This is a genomic window from Pseudomonas sp. XS1P51 (genome assembly GCF_054897845.1).
On sequence record NZ_CM142707.1, the window covers coordinates 4,082,894 to 4,097,411 of the forward strand.

Annotated in this window: 16 protein-coding genes; 4 read left to right on the forward strand and 12 right to left on the reverse strand. The window is 58.6% G+C overall.

What is annotated here, in order from left to right:
* Positions 1-6: 6 nt before the first annotated feature.
* The 4 genes from lspA to murJ form a co-directional block, all read right to left on the reverse strand.
* Positions 7-519, reverse strand: a complete 513-nt coding sequence (lspA, locus tag ACYZUD_RS19030; RefSeq protein ID WP_462019666.1) for a signal peptidase II — start codon at positions 517-519, stop codon at positions 7-9.
* The gene (ileS, locus tag ACYZUD_RS19035; protein ID WP_462019667.1) at positions 512-3,343 is read right to left on the reverse strand and encodes an isoleucine--tRNA ligase; all 2,832 of its coding nucleotides are present in this window, start codon (positions 3,341-3,343) and stop codon (positions 512-514) included. The genes lspA and ileS overlap by 8 nt, the downstream gene beginning before the upstream one ends.
* Positions 3,344-4,294 carry a bifunctional riboflavin kinase/FAD synthetase gene (gene ribF, locus ACYZUD_RS19040; RefSeq protein WP_462019668.1) on the reverse strand — a complete coding sequence of 317 codons (951 nt, stop codon included), beginning with the start codon at positions 4,292-4,294 and terminating at the stop codon, positions 3,344-3,346.
* Positions 4,295-4,423: 129 nt separating this feature from the next.
* Complete coding sequence (gene murJ, locus ACYZUD_RS19045) at positions 4,424-5,962, reverse strand: murein biosynthesis integral membrane protein MurJ (RefSeq protein WP_462019669.1); 1,539 nt, start codon at positions 5,960-5,962, stop codon at positions 4,424-4,426.
* A 252-nt stretch (positions 5,963-6,214) separates the two neighbouring features.
* Here murJ and rpsT point away from each other — a divergent pair, with 252 nt between their 5' ends.
* A complete protein-coding gene (gene rpsT / locus ACYZUD_RS19050) occupies positions 6,215-6,493 on the forward strand; it encodes a 30S ribosomal protein S20 (RefSeq protein ID WP_003185593.1) in 279 nt (92 codons plus the stop codon).
* Between the two features lie 180 nt (positions 6,494-6,673).
* On the opposite strand, the gene ACYZUD_RS19055 is transcribed toward rpsT, so the two are convergent.
* The 5 genes from ACYZUD_RS19055 to rplU form a co-directional block, all read right to left on the reverse strand.
* Positions 6,674-7,138, reverse strand: coding sequence for a CreA family protein (locus ACYZUD_RS19055; protein WP_462019670.1), 465 nt, complete (start codon positions 7,136-7,138; stop codon positions 6,674-6,676).
* A gap of 12 nt (positions 7,139-7,150) precedes the next feature.
* Positions 7,151-8,269 (reverse strand): glutamate 5-kinase, encoded by a 1,119-nt coding sequence (gene proB, locus ACYZUD_RS19060; RefSeq protein WP_462025075.1) that lies wholly within the window; start codon positions 8,267-8,269, stop codon positions 7,151-7,153.
* Between the two features lie 123 nt (positions 8,270-8,392).
* Positions 8,393-9,616, reverse strand: a complete 1,224-nt coding sequence (gene cgtA / locus ACYZUD_RS19065) for an Obg family GTPase CgtA (RefSeq protein WP_010467530.1) — start codon at positions 9,614-9,616, stop codon at positions 8,393-8,395.
* Between the two features lie 193 nt (positions 9,617-9,809).
* Entirely contained in the window at positions 9,810-10,085 is a 276-nt protein-coding gene (gene rpmA, locus ACYZUD_RS19070) for a 50S ribosomal protein L27 (protein ID WP_017340859.1), read from the reverse strand.
* A gap of 35 nt (positions 10,086-10,120) precedes the next feature.
* Positions 10,121-10,435 carry a 50S ribosomal protein L21 gene (gene rplU, locus ACYZUD_RS19075; RefSeq protein WP_007901869.1) on the reverse strand — a complete coding sequence of 105 codons (315 nt, stop codon included), beginning with the start codon at positions 10,433-10,435 and terminating at the stop codon, positions 10,121-10,123.
* Positions 10,436-10,675: 240 nt separating this feature from the next.
* On the opposite strand from rplU, the gene ACYZUD_RS19080 reads away from it, so the two are divergent.
* The 3 genes from ACYZUD_RS19080 (at position 10,676) to ACYZUD_RS19090 (ending at position 12,616) form a co-directional block, all read left to right on the forward strand.
* Positions 10,676-11,644, forward strand: a complete 969-nt coding sequence (locus tag ACYZUD_RS19080; RefSeq protein ID WP_462019671.1) for a polyprenyl synthetase family protein — start codon at positions 10,676-10,678, stop codon at positions 11,642-11,644.
* Between the two features lie 165 nt (positions 11,645-11,809).
* Positions 11,810-12,151, forward strand: coding sequence for a zinc ribbon domain-containing protein YjdM (locus ACYZUD_RS19085; RefSeq protein ID WP_462019672.1), 342 nt, complete (start codon positions 11,810-11,812; stop codon positions 12,149-12,151).
* Between the two features lie 207 nt (positions 12,152-12,358).
* Entirely contained in the window at positions 12,359-12,616 is a 258-nt protein-coding gene (locus tag ACYZUD_RS19090; protein ID WP_095632313.1) for a PA4570 family protein, read from the forward strand.
* Positions 12,617-12,724: 108 nt separating this feature from the next.
* Here ACYZUD_RS19090 and ACYZUD_RS19095 read toward each other — a convergent pair whose 3' ends face one another.
* The 3 genes from ACYZUD_RS19095 to ACYZUD_RS19105 form a co-directional block, all read right to left on the reverse strand.
* Positions 12,725-13,342 (reverse strand): FKBP-type peptidyl-prolyl cis-trans isomerase, encoded by a 618-nt coding sequence (locus tag ACYZUD_RS19095; RefSeq protein WP_150579104.1) that lies wholly within the window; start codon positions 13,340-13,342, stop codon positions 12,725-12,727.
* 121 nt (positions 13,343-13,463) lie between these two features.
* Entirely contained in the window at positions 13,464-13,763 is a 300-nt protein-coding gene (locus ACYZUD_RS19100; protein WP_462019673.1) for a DUF6482 family protein, read from the reverse strand.
* Positions 13,764-13,971: 208 nt separating this feature from the next.
* Positions 13,972-14,460 (reverse strand): TIGR00645 family protein, encoded by a 489-nt coding sequence (locus ACYZUD_RS19105; protein WP_150734735.1) that lies wholly within the window; start codon positions 14,458-14,460, stop codon positions 13,972-13,974.
* Positions 14,461-14,518: the final 58 nt, after the last annotated feature.

Sequence of the window (14,518 nt, forward strand, 5' to 3'; positions counted from 1 at the left end):
ACCTGTTCAGTCATGAACGGTTTCTCCGGTTTTCTTACTTTTGAACATATCCAGTGCCAGCATTACGGCACCGACGGTAATTGCACTGTCGGCGAAGTTGAACGCCGGGAAATACCAGCGGTTCTGCCAATGCACCAGAATGAAATCGATCACATGGCCCAGGGCAATGCGGTCATACAGATTACCCAGCGCACCACCCAGCACCAGCGCCAAAGCGACGGCCAACCAGGTTTCGTTGCGCCCCAGACGCTTGAGCCAAACCACCAGCACCCCACTGACCACGACGGCGATCAGGGCAAACAACCAGCGCTGCCAGCCGGAGCTGTCGGCCAGGAAGCTGAACGCCGCGCCGGTGTTGTAGGCCAGGGTCCAGCTGAAGTAATCGGGGATCACCACGATTTGCTGGTACATCGCAAGCTTGCCTTCGAAGTAGAACTTGCTGGCCTGGTCGATGACCAGGACCAGCAAACTCAACCAGAGCCAGCTCAGCCGTCCGAAACGGCCAACGGCATTAGGCATAGTGACGAACCTCGCCAGCGCCGCTGATGTTGTCGACGCAACGACCGCAGATTTCCGGATGCTCCGGGTTCACGCCAACGTCTTCACGGCAATGCCAGCAACGGGCGCACTTGGCGAAGGCCGACTTGACGATTTTCAACTTCAGGCCGCTGACTTCGGTGACGACTGCGTCAGCCGGAGCTTGCACGAACGGTGCAACGCTGGCGGTCGAAGTGATCAGCACGAAGCGCAGTTCGTTGCTCAGTTTGGCCAGGTCGGCGCTCAGCGCGTCTTCGACGAACAGCGTCACTTCGGCTTGCAGGTTACCCCCGACGGCCTTGGCCGCGCGCTGGATTTCCATTTCCTTGTTGACCGCGACCTTCACCGCCATGATCCGCTCCCAGTAGGCGCGGCCCAGTTCGACGTCTGCCGGCAATTCGGTCAGGCCTTCGTACCAGGTGTTGAGCATCACCGATTCGTTACGCTCGCCCGGCAGGTATTCCCACAGCTCGTCGGCGGTGAACGCCAGGATCGGCGCGATCCAGCGCACCAGCGCTTCGCTGATGTGGTACAGCGCGGTTTGCGCCGAACGGCGAGCCTTGCTGTTGGCGCCAGTGGTGTACTGACGGTCCTTGATGATGTCCAGGTAGAAACCGCCCAGCTCCTGCACGCAGAAGTTGTGGATCTTGGAGTAGACGTTCCAGAAGCGGTATTCACCGTAATGCTCTTGCAACTCGCGTTGCAACAGCAGGGTGCGGTCCACGGCCCAACGGTCCAGGGCCAGCATTTCTTCGGCCGGCAGGATGTCGGTGGCCGGGTTGAAACCGGTCAGGTTGGAGAGCAGGAAGCGCGCGGTGTTACGGATGCGCCGGTAGGCGTCCGCACTGCGTTGCAGGATCTGCTCGGACACCGCCATTTCACCCGAGTAATCGGTAGAAGCAACCCACAGACGCATGATGTCGGCGCCCAGGGTGTCGTTGACCTTTTGCGGCGCGATCACGTTGCCCAGGGATTTGGACATTTTGCGGCCGGACTCGTCGACGGTGAAGCCGTGAGTCAGCAGCTCGCGGTACGGCGCGTGGTTGTCGATGGCGCAACCGGTCAGCAAGGAGGAATGGAACCAGCCACGGTGTTGGTCCGAACCTTCCAGGTACAGGTCGGCACGTGGACCGGTCTCGTGGCCCATCGGATGCGAACCGCGCAGGACGTGCCAGTGCGTGGTGCCCGAATCGAACCAGACGTCCAGGGTGTCGCTGATCTTGTCGTACTGCGGCGCTTCGTCACCGAGCAACTCGGCCGCGTCCATCTTGAACCAGGCTTCGATGCCTTCGACTTCGACGCGCTTGGCGACTTCTTCCATCAGCTCGGCGGTACGTGGGTGCAGCTCGCCGCTTTCCTTGTTCAGGAAAAACGGGATCGGCACGCCCCAGTTGCGCTGACGGGAGATGCACCAGTCCGGACGGTTGGCGATCATCGAATGCAGGCGCGCCTGACCCCAGGCCGGGACGAACTTGGTCTCTTCGATGGCCTTGATCGCCCGCTTGCGCAGGGTGTCGCCGTTCACTGGCTCTTTGTCCATGCCGATGAACCACTGCGCGGTGGCACGGTAGATCAGCGGAGTCTTGTGACGCCAGCAGTGCATGTAACTGTGTTCGATGATGCTGGTGTGCAGCAGCGCACCGACTTCGGTCAGCTTGTCGACGATGGCCGGGTTGGCTTTCCAGATGAACTGGCCACCGAAAAACTCCAGCGATGTCGCGTACACGCCGTTACTTTGTACCGGGTTGAGGATGTCGTCGTTGACCATGCCGTAGGCTTTGCAGGTCACGAAGTCGTCCACGCCGTAGGCCGGTGCGGAGTGAACCACGCCAGTGCCAGCGCCCAGTTCCACGTACTCGGCCAGGTAAACCGGCGACAGGCGATCGTAGAACGGGTGACGGAAATTGATCAGCTCCAGCTCTTTACCGGTAGTGGTCGCGATGACCGAACCTTCGAGGCTGTAACGCGCCAGGCACGACTCGACCAGCTCTTCAGCCAGCACCAGCAGTTTGTCGCCGACGTCGACCAGGGCGTAGTTGAACTCCGGGTGAACGTTCAGCGCCTGGTTGGCCGGGATGGTCCACGGGGTGGTGGTCCAGATCACGATCGAAGCGGGTTTGGCCAGCGATGGCAGACCGAAAGCGGCAGCCAGTTTGGCTTCATCGGCAATCGGGAACGCGACGTCGATGGTCGAGGATTTTTTGTTTTCGTACTCGACTTCTGCTTCAGCCAGGGCCGAACCGCAGTCGAAGCACCAGTTCACAGGCTTCAAGCCCTTGAACACAAAACCACCCTTGACGATTTCAGCCAGGGCGCGGATTTCACCGGCCTCGTTTTTGAAGTCCATGGTCTTGTACGGGTTGGCGAAGTCGCCCAACACGCCCAGACGGATGAATTCGGACTTCTGGCCTTCGATCTGCTCGGTGGCGTAGGCACGGCACAGTTCGCGGGTCTTGTCCGCGCCCAGGTTCTTGCCGTGGGTCACTTCGACTTTGTGCTCGATCGGCAGACCGTGGCAGTCCCAGCCTGGAACATAAGGTGCGTCGAAACCCGACAGGGTTTTCGACCGGATGATCATGTCCTTGAGAATCTTGTTCAGCGCATGACCGATGTGAATCGTGCCGTTGGCATACGGAGGACCGTCGTGCAGAACGAACTTCGGACGATCCTTGCCAATCTCGCGCAACTTACCGTACAGGCCAATGCTGTCCCAGCGCTGCAGAATCTGCGGTTCGCGCTGAGGCAGGCCGGCCTTCATTGGGAAGGCGGTGTCCGGAAGGTTTAGCGTGGCTTTATAGTCGGTCATTTAAGGCTCTTCATTAGCGATTGGCGCTAGGTGCGACAGGGCACGGGCGGCGGCAACATCCGCATTGATCGCCGTCTTAAGCGCCTCCAGAGAGGCGAAACGCTGCTCTTCACGCAGCTTGTGGTGGAAAACCACCGTCAAACGCCGGTCATACAGATCGCCGGCAAAATCTAAAAGATGCACTTCCAGGTGGGCTTTGCCATCACCCTGGACCGTTGGCCGCACGCCGATATTGGCGACGCCGGGCCAGATCTTGCCGTCGATGTCGACGTTGACCAGGTAAACCCCGGACAGCGGCACGCGACGACGCTTGAGTTGTATGTTGGCCGTGGGCGTACCCAGTTGGCGCGCCAGCTTCTGGCCGTGCAGGACCCGCCCGGTAATCTGGAACGGACGACCGAGCAGCCGTTCGGCCAAGGCAAAATCGGCAGCGGCCAGGGCGTTGCGGACCTGAGTACTGCTGACGCGAATACCGTCCAGTTCGACAGTTTGCGCCGCTTCAACGGTAAAACCTTGCAGGACGCCGGCCTGTTGCAGGAAATCGAAATCCCCTACCCGGTCACAGCCAAACCGGAAGTCGTCACCGACTTCCAGATGCTGGACGCCAAGGCCGTCCACCAAAATCGTATCGACGAATTCGTTGGCGCTGAGCTTGCTCAGACGCTGGTTGAACGCCAGGCACAGGACCCGGTCGACACCTTCGTCGGCCAGCAGCTGCAATTTGTCCCGTAGGCGAGCCAAGCGAGCCGGCGCCGTGTCCGGGGCGAAGAATTCCCGGGGCTGCGGCTCGAAAATCACCACGCAGCTGGGCACGCCCAACTCGATCGCACGCTCACGCAGGCGCGCCAGGATAGCCTGGTGGCCACGGTGAACACCGTCAAAGTTGCCAATAGTGGCGACACAGCCCCGATGCTGGGGGCGCAGGTTGTGGAGGCCTCGAACCAGCTGCATAACGCGCTTCTTGCTCATAAAGTGGTCGATTATAACCACACCCGGCGGCCGACGACAGGCAACACCGTAACCCAAAGTGATCGAGCCGACAAAACCGTCGGCCCGCCCGTGATTATCGAGGCTGCGACCTCAGCTCAGCGCATTGCGATTGAAATCGCGCAAACGGAAGCCCATCAGCAGCAACATGCCGAAATACGCCACCACGCCAGCCGCCACCAGAGCGCCCAGACGCAGGAACCGTTCCAGCATGTGCCCTTGATCCCAGGCGGGCATAAAATGCATCGCACCCAGCAAAACCGCGGACATCACGACGACGGCGACCACCAGTTTGGCCCCAAACTTCGCCCAGCCCGGTTGGGGCTGGTACATCTGCTGCTTGCGCAATTGATAAAACAGCAGCCCGGCATTAAGGCAGGCACCGGCGCTGATGGCCAGGGCCAGACCGGCATGAGCCAGCGGACCGATCAGCACCAGGTTGAACAATTGAGTGCAGACCAGCGTGAAAATCGCGATTTTTACCGGGGTGCGGATGTTTTGTTGCGCATAAAAACCCGGCGCCAGCACTTTGATCACGATAATCCCGAGCAGTCCGACCGAATAGGCGATCAGCGCCCGCTGAGTCATCGCCGCGTCAAACGCATTGAACTGGCCGTACTGGAACAGCGAAACCGTCAGCGGCTCGGCCAGAATCCCCAGCGCCAGGGAGCACGGCAACACCAGCACGAAGCACAGGCGCAGGCCCCAATCGAGGATCCGCGAGTATTCGTTACGATCCTGGCTGGCGTAGGTCTTGGCCAGGGTCGGCAGCAGAATCGTGCCCAAAGCCACACCCAGTACGCCGGACGGCAATTCCATCAGGCGGTCGGCGTAATACATCCAGGACACGGAACCGGCGACCAGGAACGACGCAAAAATGGTGTTGATGATCAGCGAAATCTGGCTCACCGAAACGCCGAGAATCGCCGGCAGCATCTGCTTCATGACCCGCCAGACGCCGCTGTCGCGCAGATTCAGGCGCGGCAACACCAGCATGCCGATCTTTTTCAGGTGCGGCAGTTGATAGAGCAGTTGCGCCAGACCGCCCACCAGAACCGCCCAGCCCAGCGCCATGACCGGCGGATCGAAGTACGGCGTCAGAAACACCGAAAAGATGATCATGCTGACGTTGAGCAGGGTCGGCACGAAGGCCGGTACCGAGAAACGGTTATACGTATTGAGGATCGCCCCGGCCAATGAAGACAGGGAAATCAGCAATATATAAGGAAAGGTCACTCGCAACAGATCGGAGGTCAGTTCGAATTTTTCAGGGGTATTGGTGAAACCCGGCGCAGTCGCCCAGATGACCCACGGTGCAGCCAACATGCCCAACGCAGTCACCAGCGCCAGTACCAGTGTCAGCAGGCCGGAGACGTAGGCAATAAACGTTCGCGTCGCCTCCTCGCCCTTCTGGTTTTTATACTCGGCAAGAATCGGCACGAATGCCTGGGAAAATGCACCCTCGGCGAAAATCCGTCGCAGCAGATTGGGCAGTTTGAAGGCGATAAAGAAGGCATCGGTCGCCATCCCCGCGCCAAATGTACGCGCAATGAGGGTGTCACGGACGAACCCCAGAATCCGGGAAAGCATCGTGATAGAGCTGACGGCGGCCAACGATTTGAGCAGATTCATTGAAAGAGTTTGTGCCTGTCGATAAACAGCAGGCGAACAACGCGCCCACTTATGCGATACTCCGCGCCGCAACAGCACAGAGCCAAAGCTCGCGAGTTTACAGGTCAAGCGCCGGAAATAAATATCCCGCCTCTTTATACCTACCACTTAGCGGAACGTCTCAACCGCCCTTGACAAGACATCAACTCATCGGCATGATTCGCGGCCTATTTTGTTTGCTATTTCCTAAAAAGTCTTTCGAGGAGCTCGACGGTGGCCAACACACCTTCCGCCAAAAAACGTGCAAAACAGGCTGAGAAGCGTCGCAGCCACAACGCCAGCCTGCGTTCCATGGTTCGTACCTACATCAAGAATGTAGTTAAAGCCATTGACGCAAAAGACGCTGAAAAAGCTCAAGCTGCTTACGTTCTGGCTGTGCCAGTTATCGACCGTATGGCCGATAAAGGCATCATCCACAAGAACAAAGCTGCTCGTCATAAGAGCCGCCTGAATGGCCACGTCAAGGCCCTGAACGTTGCCGCTGCTGCCTAAGCGACGCGCTCGTTAAAAAACCGACCCCAGGGTCGGTTTTTTATTGCCTGCGATTTAGTGAAAACGCGCAAAAAGTGTGGGAGCGAGCCTGCTCGCGATGACGGAATAACAGTCGACATAGATTTGAATGTTAAGCAGCTATCGCGAGCAGGCTCGCTCCCACATTGGATCTTCGCTAGGTTATTGAGCGTGCGTCCACGGTAAAATCGGAATCGCCGTCACCGCATTCTGCGGACTGCCCTCAATCAAACGATCGCTATAGACCAGATACACCAGCGTATTGCGCTTCTTGTCGAGGAATCGCACCACCTGCATGGTCTTGAACACCAGCGACGTGCGCTCCTTGAACACCTCGTCGCCATCCTTCAACTCACCCTTGAAGCTGATCGGCCCAACCTGACGACAAGCGATAGACGCTTCGGCGCGATCTTCAGCCAACCCCAGACCACCCTTCACACCGCCCGTCTTGGCCCGGGACAGGTAGCAGGTCACACCCTCGACCTTCGGGTCGTCAAACGCTTCAACCACGATACGGTCGTTCGGGCCGACGAACTTGAACACCGTCGACACCTGACCAATCTCCTCGGCCGAGGCCAGCAGCGGCATTGCCAACAGCAGCCCCATCAATCCTTTTGCCACGCGCATTCAAATATTCCTTCAGACCAGGATCAGGTTATCGCGATGAACCAGTTCCGGCTCCGCCATATAACCCAACAGACCAACAATCGCCTCAGACGACTGACCGATGATTTTTTGTGCCTCCAGCGCGCTGTAGTTCGCCAGTCCACGGGCGATTTCCCGACCGTCCGGCGCCACACAGACCACCATTTCGCCACGACGGAAGCTGCCCCGGACCAGTTTGACGCCCACCGGCAGCAAACTTTTATTGCCTTGGGACAGCGCCGTCACCGCACCGGCATCCAGCACCAGCGTGCCGCGAGTCTGCAGGTGCCCGGCCAACCATTGCTTGCGCGCCGCCAGCATGCCGCGCTCAGGCGACAGCAACGTGCCGATACGCTCGCCCGCCTTGAGGCGATCCAGCACGCGCTCAATGCGCCCACCGACGATGATCGTATGCGCCCCGGAACGGGCCGCCAGCCGTGCAGCACGCAACTTGGTCTGCATACCGCCTCGACCCAATGCGCCGCCCGTACCGCCAGCCACCGCGTCCAGCGCCGGATCATCGGCGCGCGCTTCGTAAATCAGGTTAGCGTTGGGGTTGTTGCGCGGATCAGCGTCAAACATGCCGTCGCGATCGGTCAGGATCACCAGCAAATCGGCCTCGACCAGATTGGCCACCAGCGCCGCCAACGTATCGTTGTCACCAAAACGAATTTCGTCGGTGACCACGGTGTCGTTTTCGTTGATCACCGGGATCACTTTCAACTCAACCAGCGCGCGCAAGGTGCTGCGGGCGTTCAGGTAGCGTTTGCGGTCAGACAAGTCGTCGTGCGTCAGGAGAATCTGCGCGGTGTGCCGGCCATGCTCGGCAAAGCTCGATTCCCAGGCCTGCACCAAGCCCATCTGGCCGATGGCGGCAGCCGCCTGCAACTCGTGCATCGCACTGGGTCGTACGGTCCAGCCCAGACGGCTCATGCCTGCCGCCACCGCCCCGGAGGACACCAGCACCAGCTCGACGCCGGCCTCATGCAAAGCCACCATCTGCTCAACCCAGACACCCATTGCCGCGCGATCCAGGCCCTTGCCGTCCGCCGTCAGCAAAGCGCTGCCGATTTTCACGACCCAACGCTGCGCACCTGTCACCTTGCTCCGCATCATCTTCAACCTTAGCTTGAGGACAGCGCGACCCAGCGCTGCCCGTGACGTTATTCGTGACTACCGATTTCCAGATACTAAAACGCCGCTCTAGTGAGCGGCGCTTAAGTTTATCGCAACGAATCAGTCACGCACGTAAATGATTTCCGGACCGTCTTCGTCATCCACATCTTCTTCGTCCCAATCATCGTCGCCGATGTCATGGACCGACTTCACGCCGCTGCGACGCAGGGCACGCTGATCATCCAGGGCCTGCAACTGAGCACGAGCTTCGTCTTCGATGCGCTGATCGAGCTCGGCCAGTTCTTCCTTGTAGACCGGGTCGTTAGCCAGGCGATCAGCACGATCTTCCATGTAACGCATGATGTCATGGCACAGACGCTCGGTGCCGAGCTTGGAGATGGCCGAGATCACGTAGACCGGACCGGTCCACTCCAGGCGATCAACGATTTCCTTGACGCGAGCGTCGTGCTCTTCCTCAAGGATCTGGTCGCACTTGTTCAGTACCAACCAGCGATCACGCTCAGCCAGGGACGGGCTGAACTTGGTCAGCTCGCTGACGATCACTTCAGCAGCATCCGGGGCACTGGCATCATCCAGCGGCGCCATGTCCACGAGGTGCAACAGCAGACGGGTACGCGACAAGTGCTTGAGGAAACGAATCCCCAGGCCCGCGCCGTCGGAAGCACCTTCGATCAGGCCCGGAATGTCCGCAACCACGAAGCTCTTCCAGCGATCGACGCTGACCACACCCAGGTTTGGCACCAGCGTGGTGAACGGGTAGTCGGCGACTTTCGGCTTGGCGGCCGACACCGAACGAATAAAGGTACTTTTGCCAGCGTTCGGCAAGCCCAGCAGACCGACGTCAGCCAACACCTTCATTTCCAGCTTCAGATCACGCGCCTCACCCGGTTTGCCCGGAGTGGTCTGGCGCGGAGCACGGTTGGTACTGGATTTGAATCGGGTATTGCCCAGACCGTGCCAGCCGCCGTGCGCCACGAGCAGTTTCTGGCCCGCCTTGGTCAGGTCGCCGATCACTTCTTGAGTAGCCGAGTCGATGACGGTCGTGCCGACCGGAACGCGCAATACCAGCTCTTCACCTTTCTTGCCGGTGCAGTCGGTGCTGCCGCCGTTGGAACCGCGCTCGGCATCGAAGTGCCGGGTGTAACGGTAGTCCACCAGGGTGTTGAGGTTTTCGTCGGCGATCATGTAGACCGAGCCGCCATCACCACCGTCACCGCCGTTCGGTCCGCCGTTTTCGATAAATTTCTCGCGACGGAAGCTCATGCAACCGTTGCCGCCGTCACCGGCCTTTACTCGAATCGATACTTCATCAACAAACTTCATAACAAAACGCCTCTCGCCATACGGACGAGCCGAAAAAACCTAGACATAAGACTCTTGCAAAAATGAGCGCAGCGACCTCAATCAACGACCGCAAATCCAGCGCTGGAGCCCATTACAAACAGCTTTGCAAGAGACTCACCCCACAAACGAAAAAGCCCCGTCGCGAGACAGGGCTTTTCCAGCAACTACGCAATTATGCCGCGACGACTTCAGTCTTCGGGACAATGCTCACGTAACGGCGACCGAAGGCGCCTTTTACTTCGAACTTGATCACGCCGTCGATTTTAGCGAACAGAGTGTGATCCTTGCCCATGCCAACGCCGTAGCCAGCGTGGAATTGGGTGCCGCGCTGACGCACGATGATGTTGCCCGGAATGATAACCTGGCCGCCATACATCTTCACGCCAAGGCGTTTGGCTTCTGAGTCGCGACCGTTACGGGTACTACCACCAGCTTTTTTGTGTGCCATGAGTTCAATTCTCCTAGTGAGGAATTAGGCTGAAATTAAGCCTGAATACCGGTGATTTTGATCTCGGTGTACCACTGGCGGTGGCCCATACGCTTCATGTGGTGCTTACGACGACGGAACTTGATGATGCGGACTTTATCGTGACGACCTTGGGAGATCACTTCAGCCACAACGGTAGCGCCAGGAACAACTGGAGCGCCGATATTCACGTCGTCGCCATTGGCAACCAACAGAACGCGATCAAAAGTAACGGATTCGCCGGTAGCGATTTCCAGTTTTTCGATCTTCAGGTATTCACCTGGAGCAACTTTGTACTGCTTGCCACCAGTAACGATTACTGCATAAGACATGGTATTTCTCCGATAATCCTGCTCACCCAGCTCTTTATAAGAAGAGGTATTGGCTGGCATGGCTGCATAAGGCTGGAAGGCCTGTTTGCAATTGCGTAAGGCAGGTGCTGCCCAGGAAGTTCAGGGTGCGCGATTGTACGCAAGCTGCCGAGGCGATGCAAGAGGCCGTCCATCGTGCCTTGACACCCGCCGACGTGGGTCCTAGCATGCCGCGCAACCCTTCTGGAGCAACTGTCGCTGATGCAACCCCAAGCTTTCTACCGCGCGGTGGCGGACGATTTTAGCGCCGTCGACGGCATCATCAAGAAGCAGCTGACTTCCCGAGTGCCGCTGGTATCGAAAATCGGCGACTACATCACCTCGGCCGGCGGTAAACGCCTGCGTCCTTTATTAGTGCTGCTGTGTGGCAAGGCCCTGGGCCGCGAAGGCGACGACTTGCGTCTGCTGGCCGCGACCATCGAGTTTCTGCACACCGCCACCCTGCTGCACGACGACGTGGTCGACATGTCCGGCATGCGTCGTGGTCGCTCGACCGCCAACGCCATGTGGGGCAACGCGCCGAGCGTGCTGGTGGGCGACTTCCTGTATTCGCGCTCCTTCGAGATGATGGTCGAGCTGGGCTCCATGCCGGTGATGAAGATCCTGTCGCAAGCCACTCGCATCATCGCCGAAGGCGAAGTGTTGCAGCTGTCGAAGGTCCGCGACGCCAGCACCACCGAAGAAACCTACATGGAAGTCATCCGCGGCAAGACCGCGATGCTCTTCGAAGCCTCGACCCACAGCGCCGCGGCCCTGTGCGAAGCCACGTCGGAACAGGCCGAAGCCCTGCGCACGTTCGGCGATCACCTGGGCGTAGCCTTCCAACTGGTCGACGACCTGCTGGATTACCGCGGCGACGCGGAAACCCTGGGCAAGAACGTCGGTGACGATCTGGCCGAAGGCAAACCCACCCTGCCACTGATCTACACCATGCGTGAAGGCACGCCAGAGCAGGCTGCACTGGTGCGCAAGGCCATTCAGAAAGGTGGCATCGAAGACCTGGAAAGCATCCGCGAAGCCGTGGAAGCCTCGGGCTCGCTGGATTACACCGCGCAGCTGGCCCGCGACTACGTCGCCCGTGCGATCAAATGCCTCGATGCACTGCCTGCCAGCGAATACCGCGATGCGCTGGTCGAGTTGAGTGAGTTTGCGGTTGCCCGTACGCACTGATAGTTAAAGCAAGATCAAAAGATCGCAGCCTTCGGCAGCTCCTACAGGTGTGCATAATCCCCTGTAGGAGCTGCCGAAGGCTGCGATCTTTTGCTATGTGCCCCTCCCCCGACAAAACCCTATATAATGTGCGCTTTTTAGCGATCCTGAATCCAAGGAGCTTTAGTGAGCACGTTGCCACCCTGCCCAAAATGTAATTCCGAATACGCCTATGAAGACGGCGCCCAGCTGATCTGCCCCGAGTGCGCCCACGAATGGTCCGCCGGTGGCGAAACTGAAGCCGCGTCCGATGACACCGTGAAAAAAGATTCGGTCGGCAACGTCCTGCAGGACGGCGACACCATCACCGTGATCAAGGACCTCAAGGTCAAAGGCACGTCGCTGGTGGTCAAGGTCGGCACCAAGGTCAAGAACATCCGCCTGTGCGATGGCGATCACGACATCGACTGCAAGATCGACGGCATCGGCCCGATGAAGCTCAAATCCGAGTTCGTCAGAAAAGTCTGAACCTGCTGTCTTCCATCCCGCGCCCTGCGTGGGATGGTGCTTCACCCTCCCCCGCGTCACCCAGCATTTCCTCGCAATAGCCAAACGCCATCCGTTTTGACCTTACACAACCTTTACCCAGAAAAAATCACAAACCACCAATAGGTCCTTGCTATTTGATAAATAAGAATTATTCTCATTGAACCCCAATCAATGGAGATGAGACCCATGACTTATTTGATCGATGCCTGGCTGGACCGCCCACACCCTTACCTCAGGATCCTGCATCGGGAAACCGGGGAAGTTTGTGCGGTGCTTGAAGAAGAAGCCTTGAACGAGCTGCAGGATCAGGGTGATCTGGACGTCAATGGCCTGAGTTCCAGCGAGCCGGTGGTGCTCAAGGAACTGGTGCGCAATCTGTTTCTGTTCTGCTATGCCCGGGCGTTGCGCCCGACCAGCGATCTGAACCATAAGATCGAACTATGAGACAACGCAAAAAACTGTGGGAGCGAGCCTGCTCGCGATGCAGTCAACTCGGTGTTCCTGTGAAACCGAGGTGATGCCGTCGCGAGCAGGCTCGCTCCCACATGGATCTTACAGAACGTCGAGCAGCTCGACGTCGAAGACCAGTACGCTGTGCGGCGGAATGCTGCCAACGCCTTGAGCGCCGTAAGCCAGTTCGCTCGGCACGTACAGACGCCATTTGCTACCGGCGTTCATCAGCTGCAGGGCTTCGGTCCAGCCAGCGATCACGCCGCCAACCGGGAATTCTGCTGGCTGACCACGATCGTAGGAGCTGTCGAACACAGTGCCGTCGATCAGGGTGCCGTGGTAGTGAGTACGCACGGTGTCTTCGCGGGATGGCTTGGCGCCTTCACCGGCAGTCAGCACTTCGAATTGCAGGCCGGAAGCCAGGGTGGTGATGCCATCACGCTTGGCGTTTTCAGCCAGGAAAGCCAGGCCTTCGCCAGCAGCTGCTTCAGCCTTGGCGGCCGCTTCGGCTTGCATGATTTCGCGAATGACTTTAAAGCTGGCAGACATTTCTTCCTGACCTACACGACTTGGCTTGCCGGCGAATGCGTCGGTCAAACCGGCCAGGATCGCGTCCAGGTTAACGCCCGGTGGCGGGTTGTCGCGCAGTTGGTCGCCCAGCTGACGGCCGATACCGTAGCTGACGCGGGTTTCGTCGGTGGACAGATTTACTTCGGACATGACACTGCTCCGCTGTGCGGACGGCCCTGGAACTAGCCGTGCGTGCACAGCGCGTCCCGGAGCGCCCGGAACCAAAAGGGCCAGCAGACTAGCACAGATGTCGTTGCGCTGATGAGGGCTGTCAGTGCTGCCAGGCGATCGGCACCTTCAGGCATTCCTCTTCATTGGCACCGAGACCGCACATTTCGTCATGAACCGAGGTGTGCACAAGGTTGAATGGCAACCTGGGGAAGGCATGAAGCACTTCGCGCGCATGCTCGACCGAGCGCACAGGAAACGCCTTGCCCCGAGCATCGCTCAATGGATACGCCGCGCCATGCATTCGCGCTTCCAACAGGTAGATCCCCCCTTCCATCGAGATCAGGTTCAGCTCATCGATCTTTCCGGCGATGGCATAGGCATTCAACTCTTGCAGGTTCATGAACACACCTCACGCAGTGGCGAGCCAGGATCCTTACAGGCATAGGCCTCGACGCATCAAAGTACAAGCCACAAACGACACCGCCCGTCTGTTTCACAACAACCCCATTGTGGGAGCGAGCCTGCTCGCGATGGGATCACCTCGATCTAACGATAAACCGCAAGGCCGACATCGCGAGCAGGCTCGCTCCCACAGGGGGTTGTGCAGATCAGTGCTTGGTCAGCTTATCCAGATAACCCATGGCAAATGCCGATACCACGAAGGTCATGTGAATGATCACGTACCACTTCAAGTGCTCGGGATCGACGTTTTTGGCGTCCATGAAAATCCGCAGCAGGTGAATGGACGAAATCGCCACTATGGAGGCCGCCACCTTCATCTTCAATGAAGAGGAGTCCATGGTGCCCAGCCAGTTGAGCTTTTCCTTGTGGTCGTCGATGTCCAGTTGGGAGACGAAGTTTTCATAACCTGAAATCATCACCATCACCAGCAAACCGCCCACCAGCGCCATGTCGATCAGCGACAGCAGCACTAGAATCAGGTCCGACTCGGCCATCGAGAACACGTTAGGGATGACGTGGAAGACTTCCTGGAAGAATTTCAGGGCCAGGGCCAGCAGCCCGAGGGACAAGCCAAAATAGATCGGCGCCAGCAGCCAGCGGGAGGCGTACATAGCATTTTCGATAAAACGTTCCATTGAATCTCACACGTGGGCTGGAAATGGCCGCGAGTATAACAGCCACCTGTTACACCCA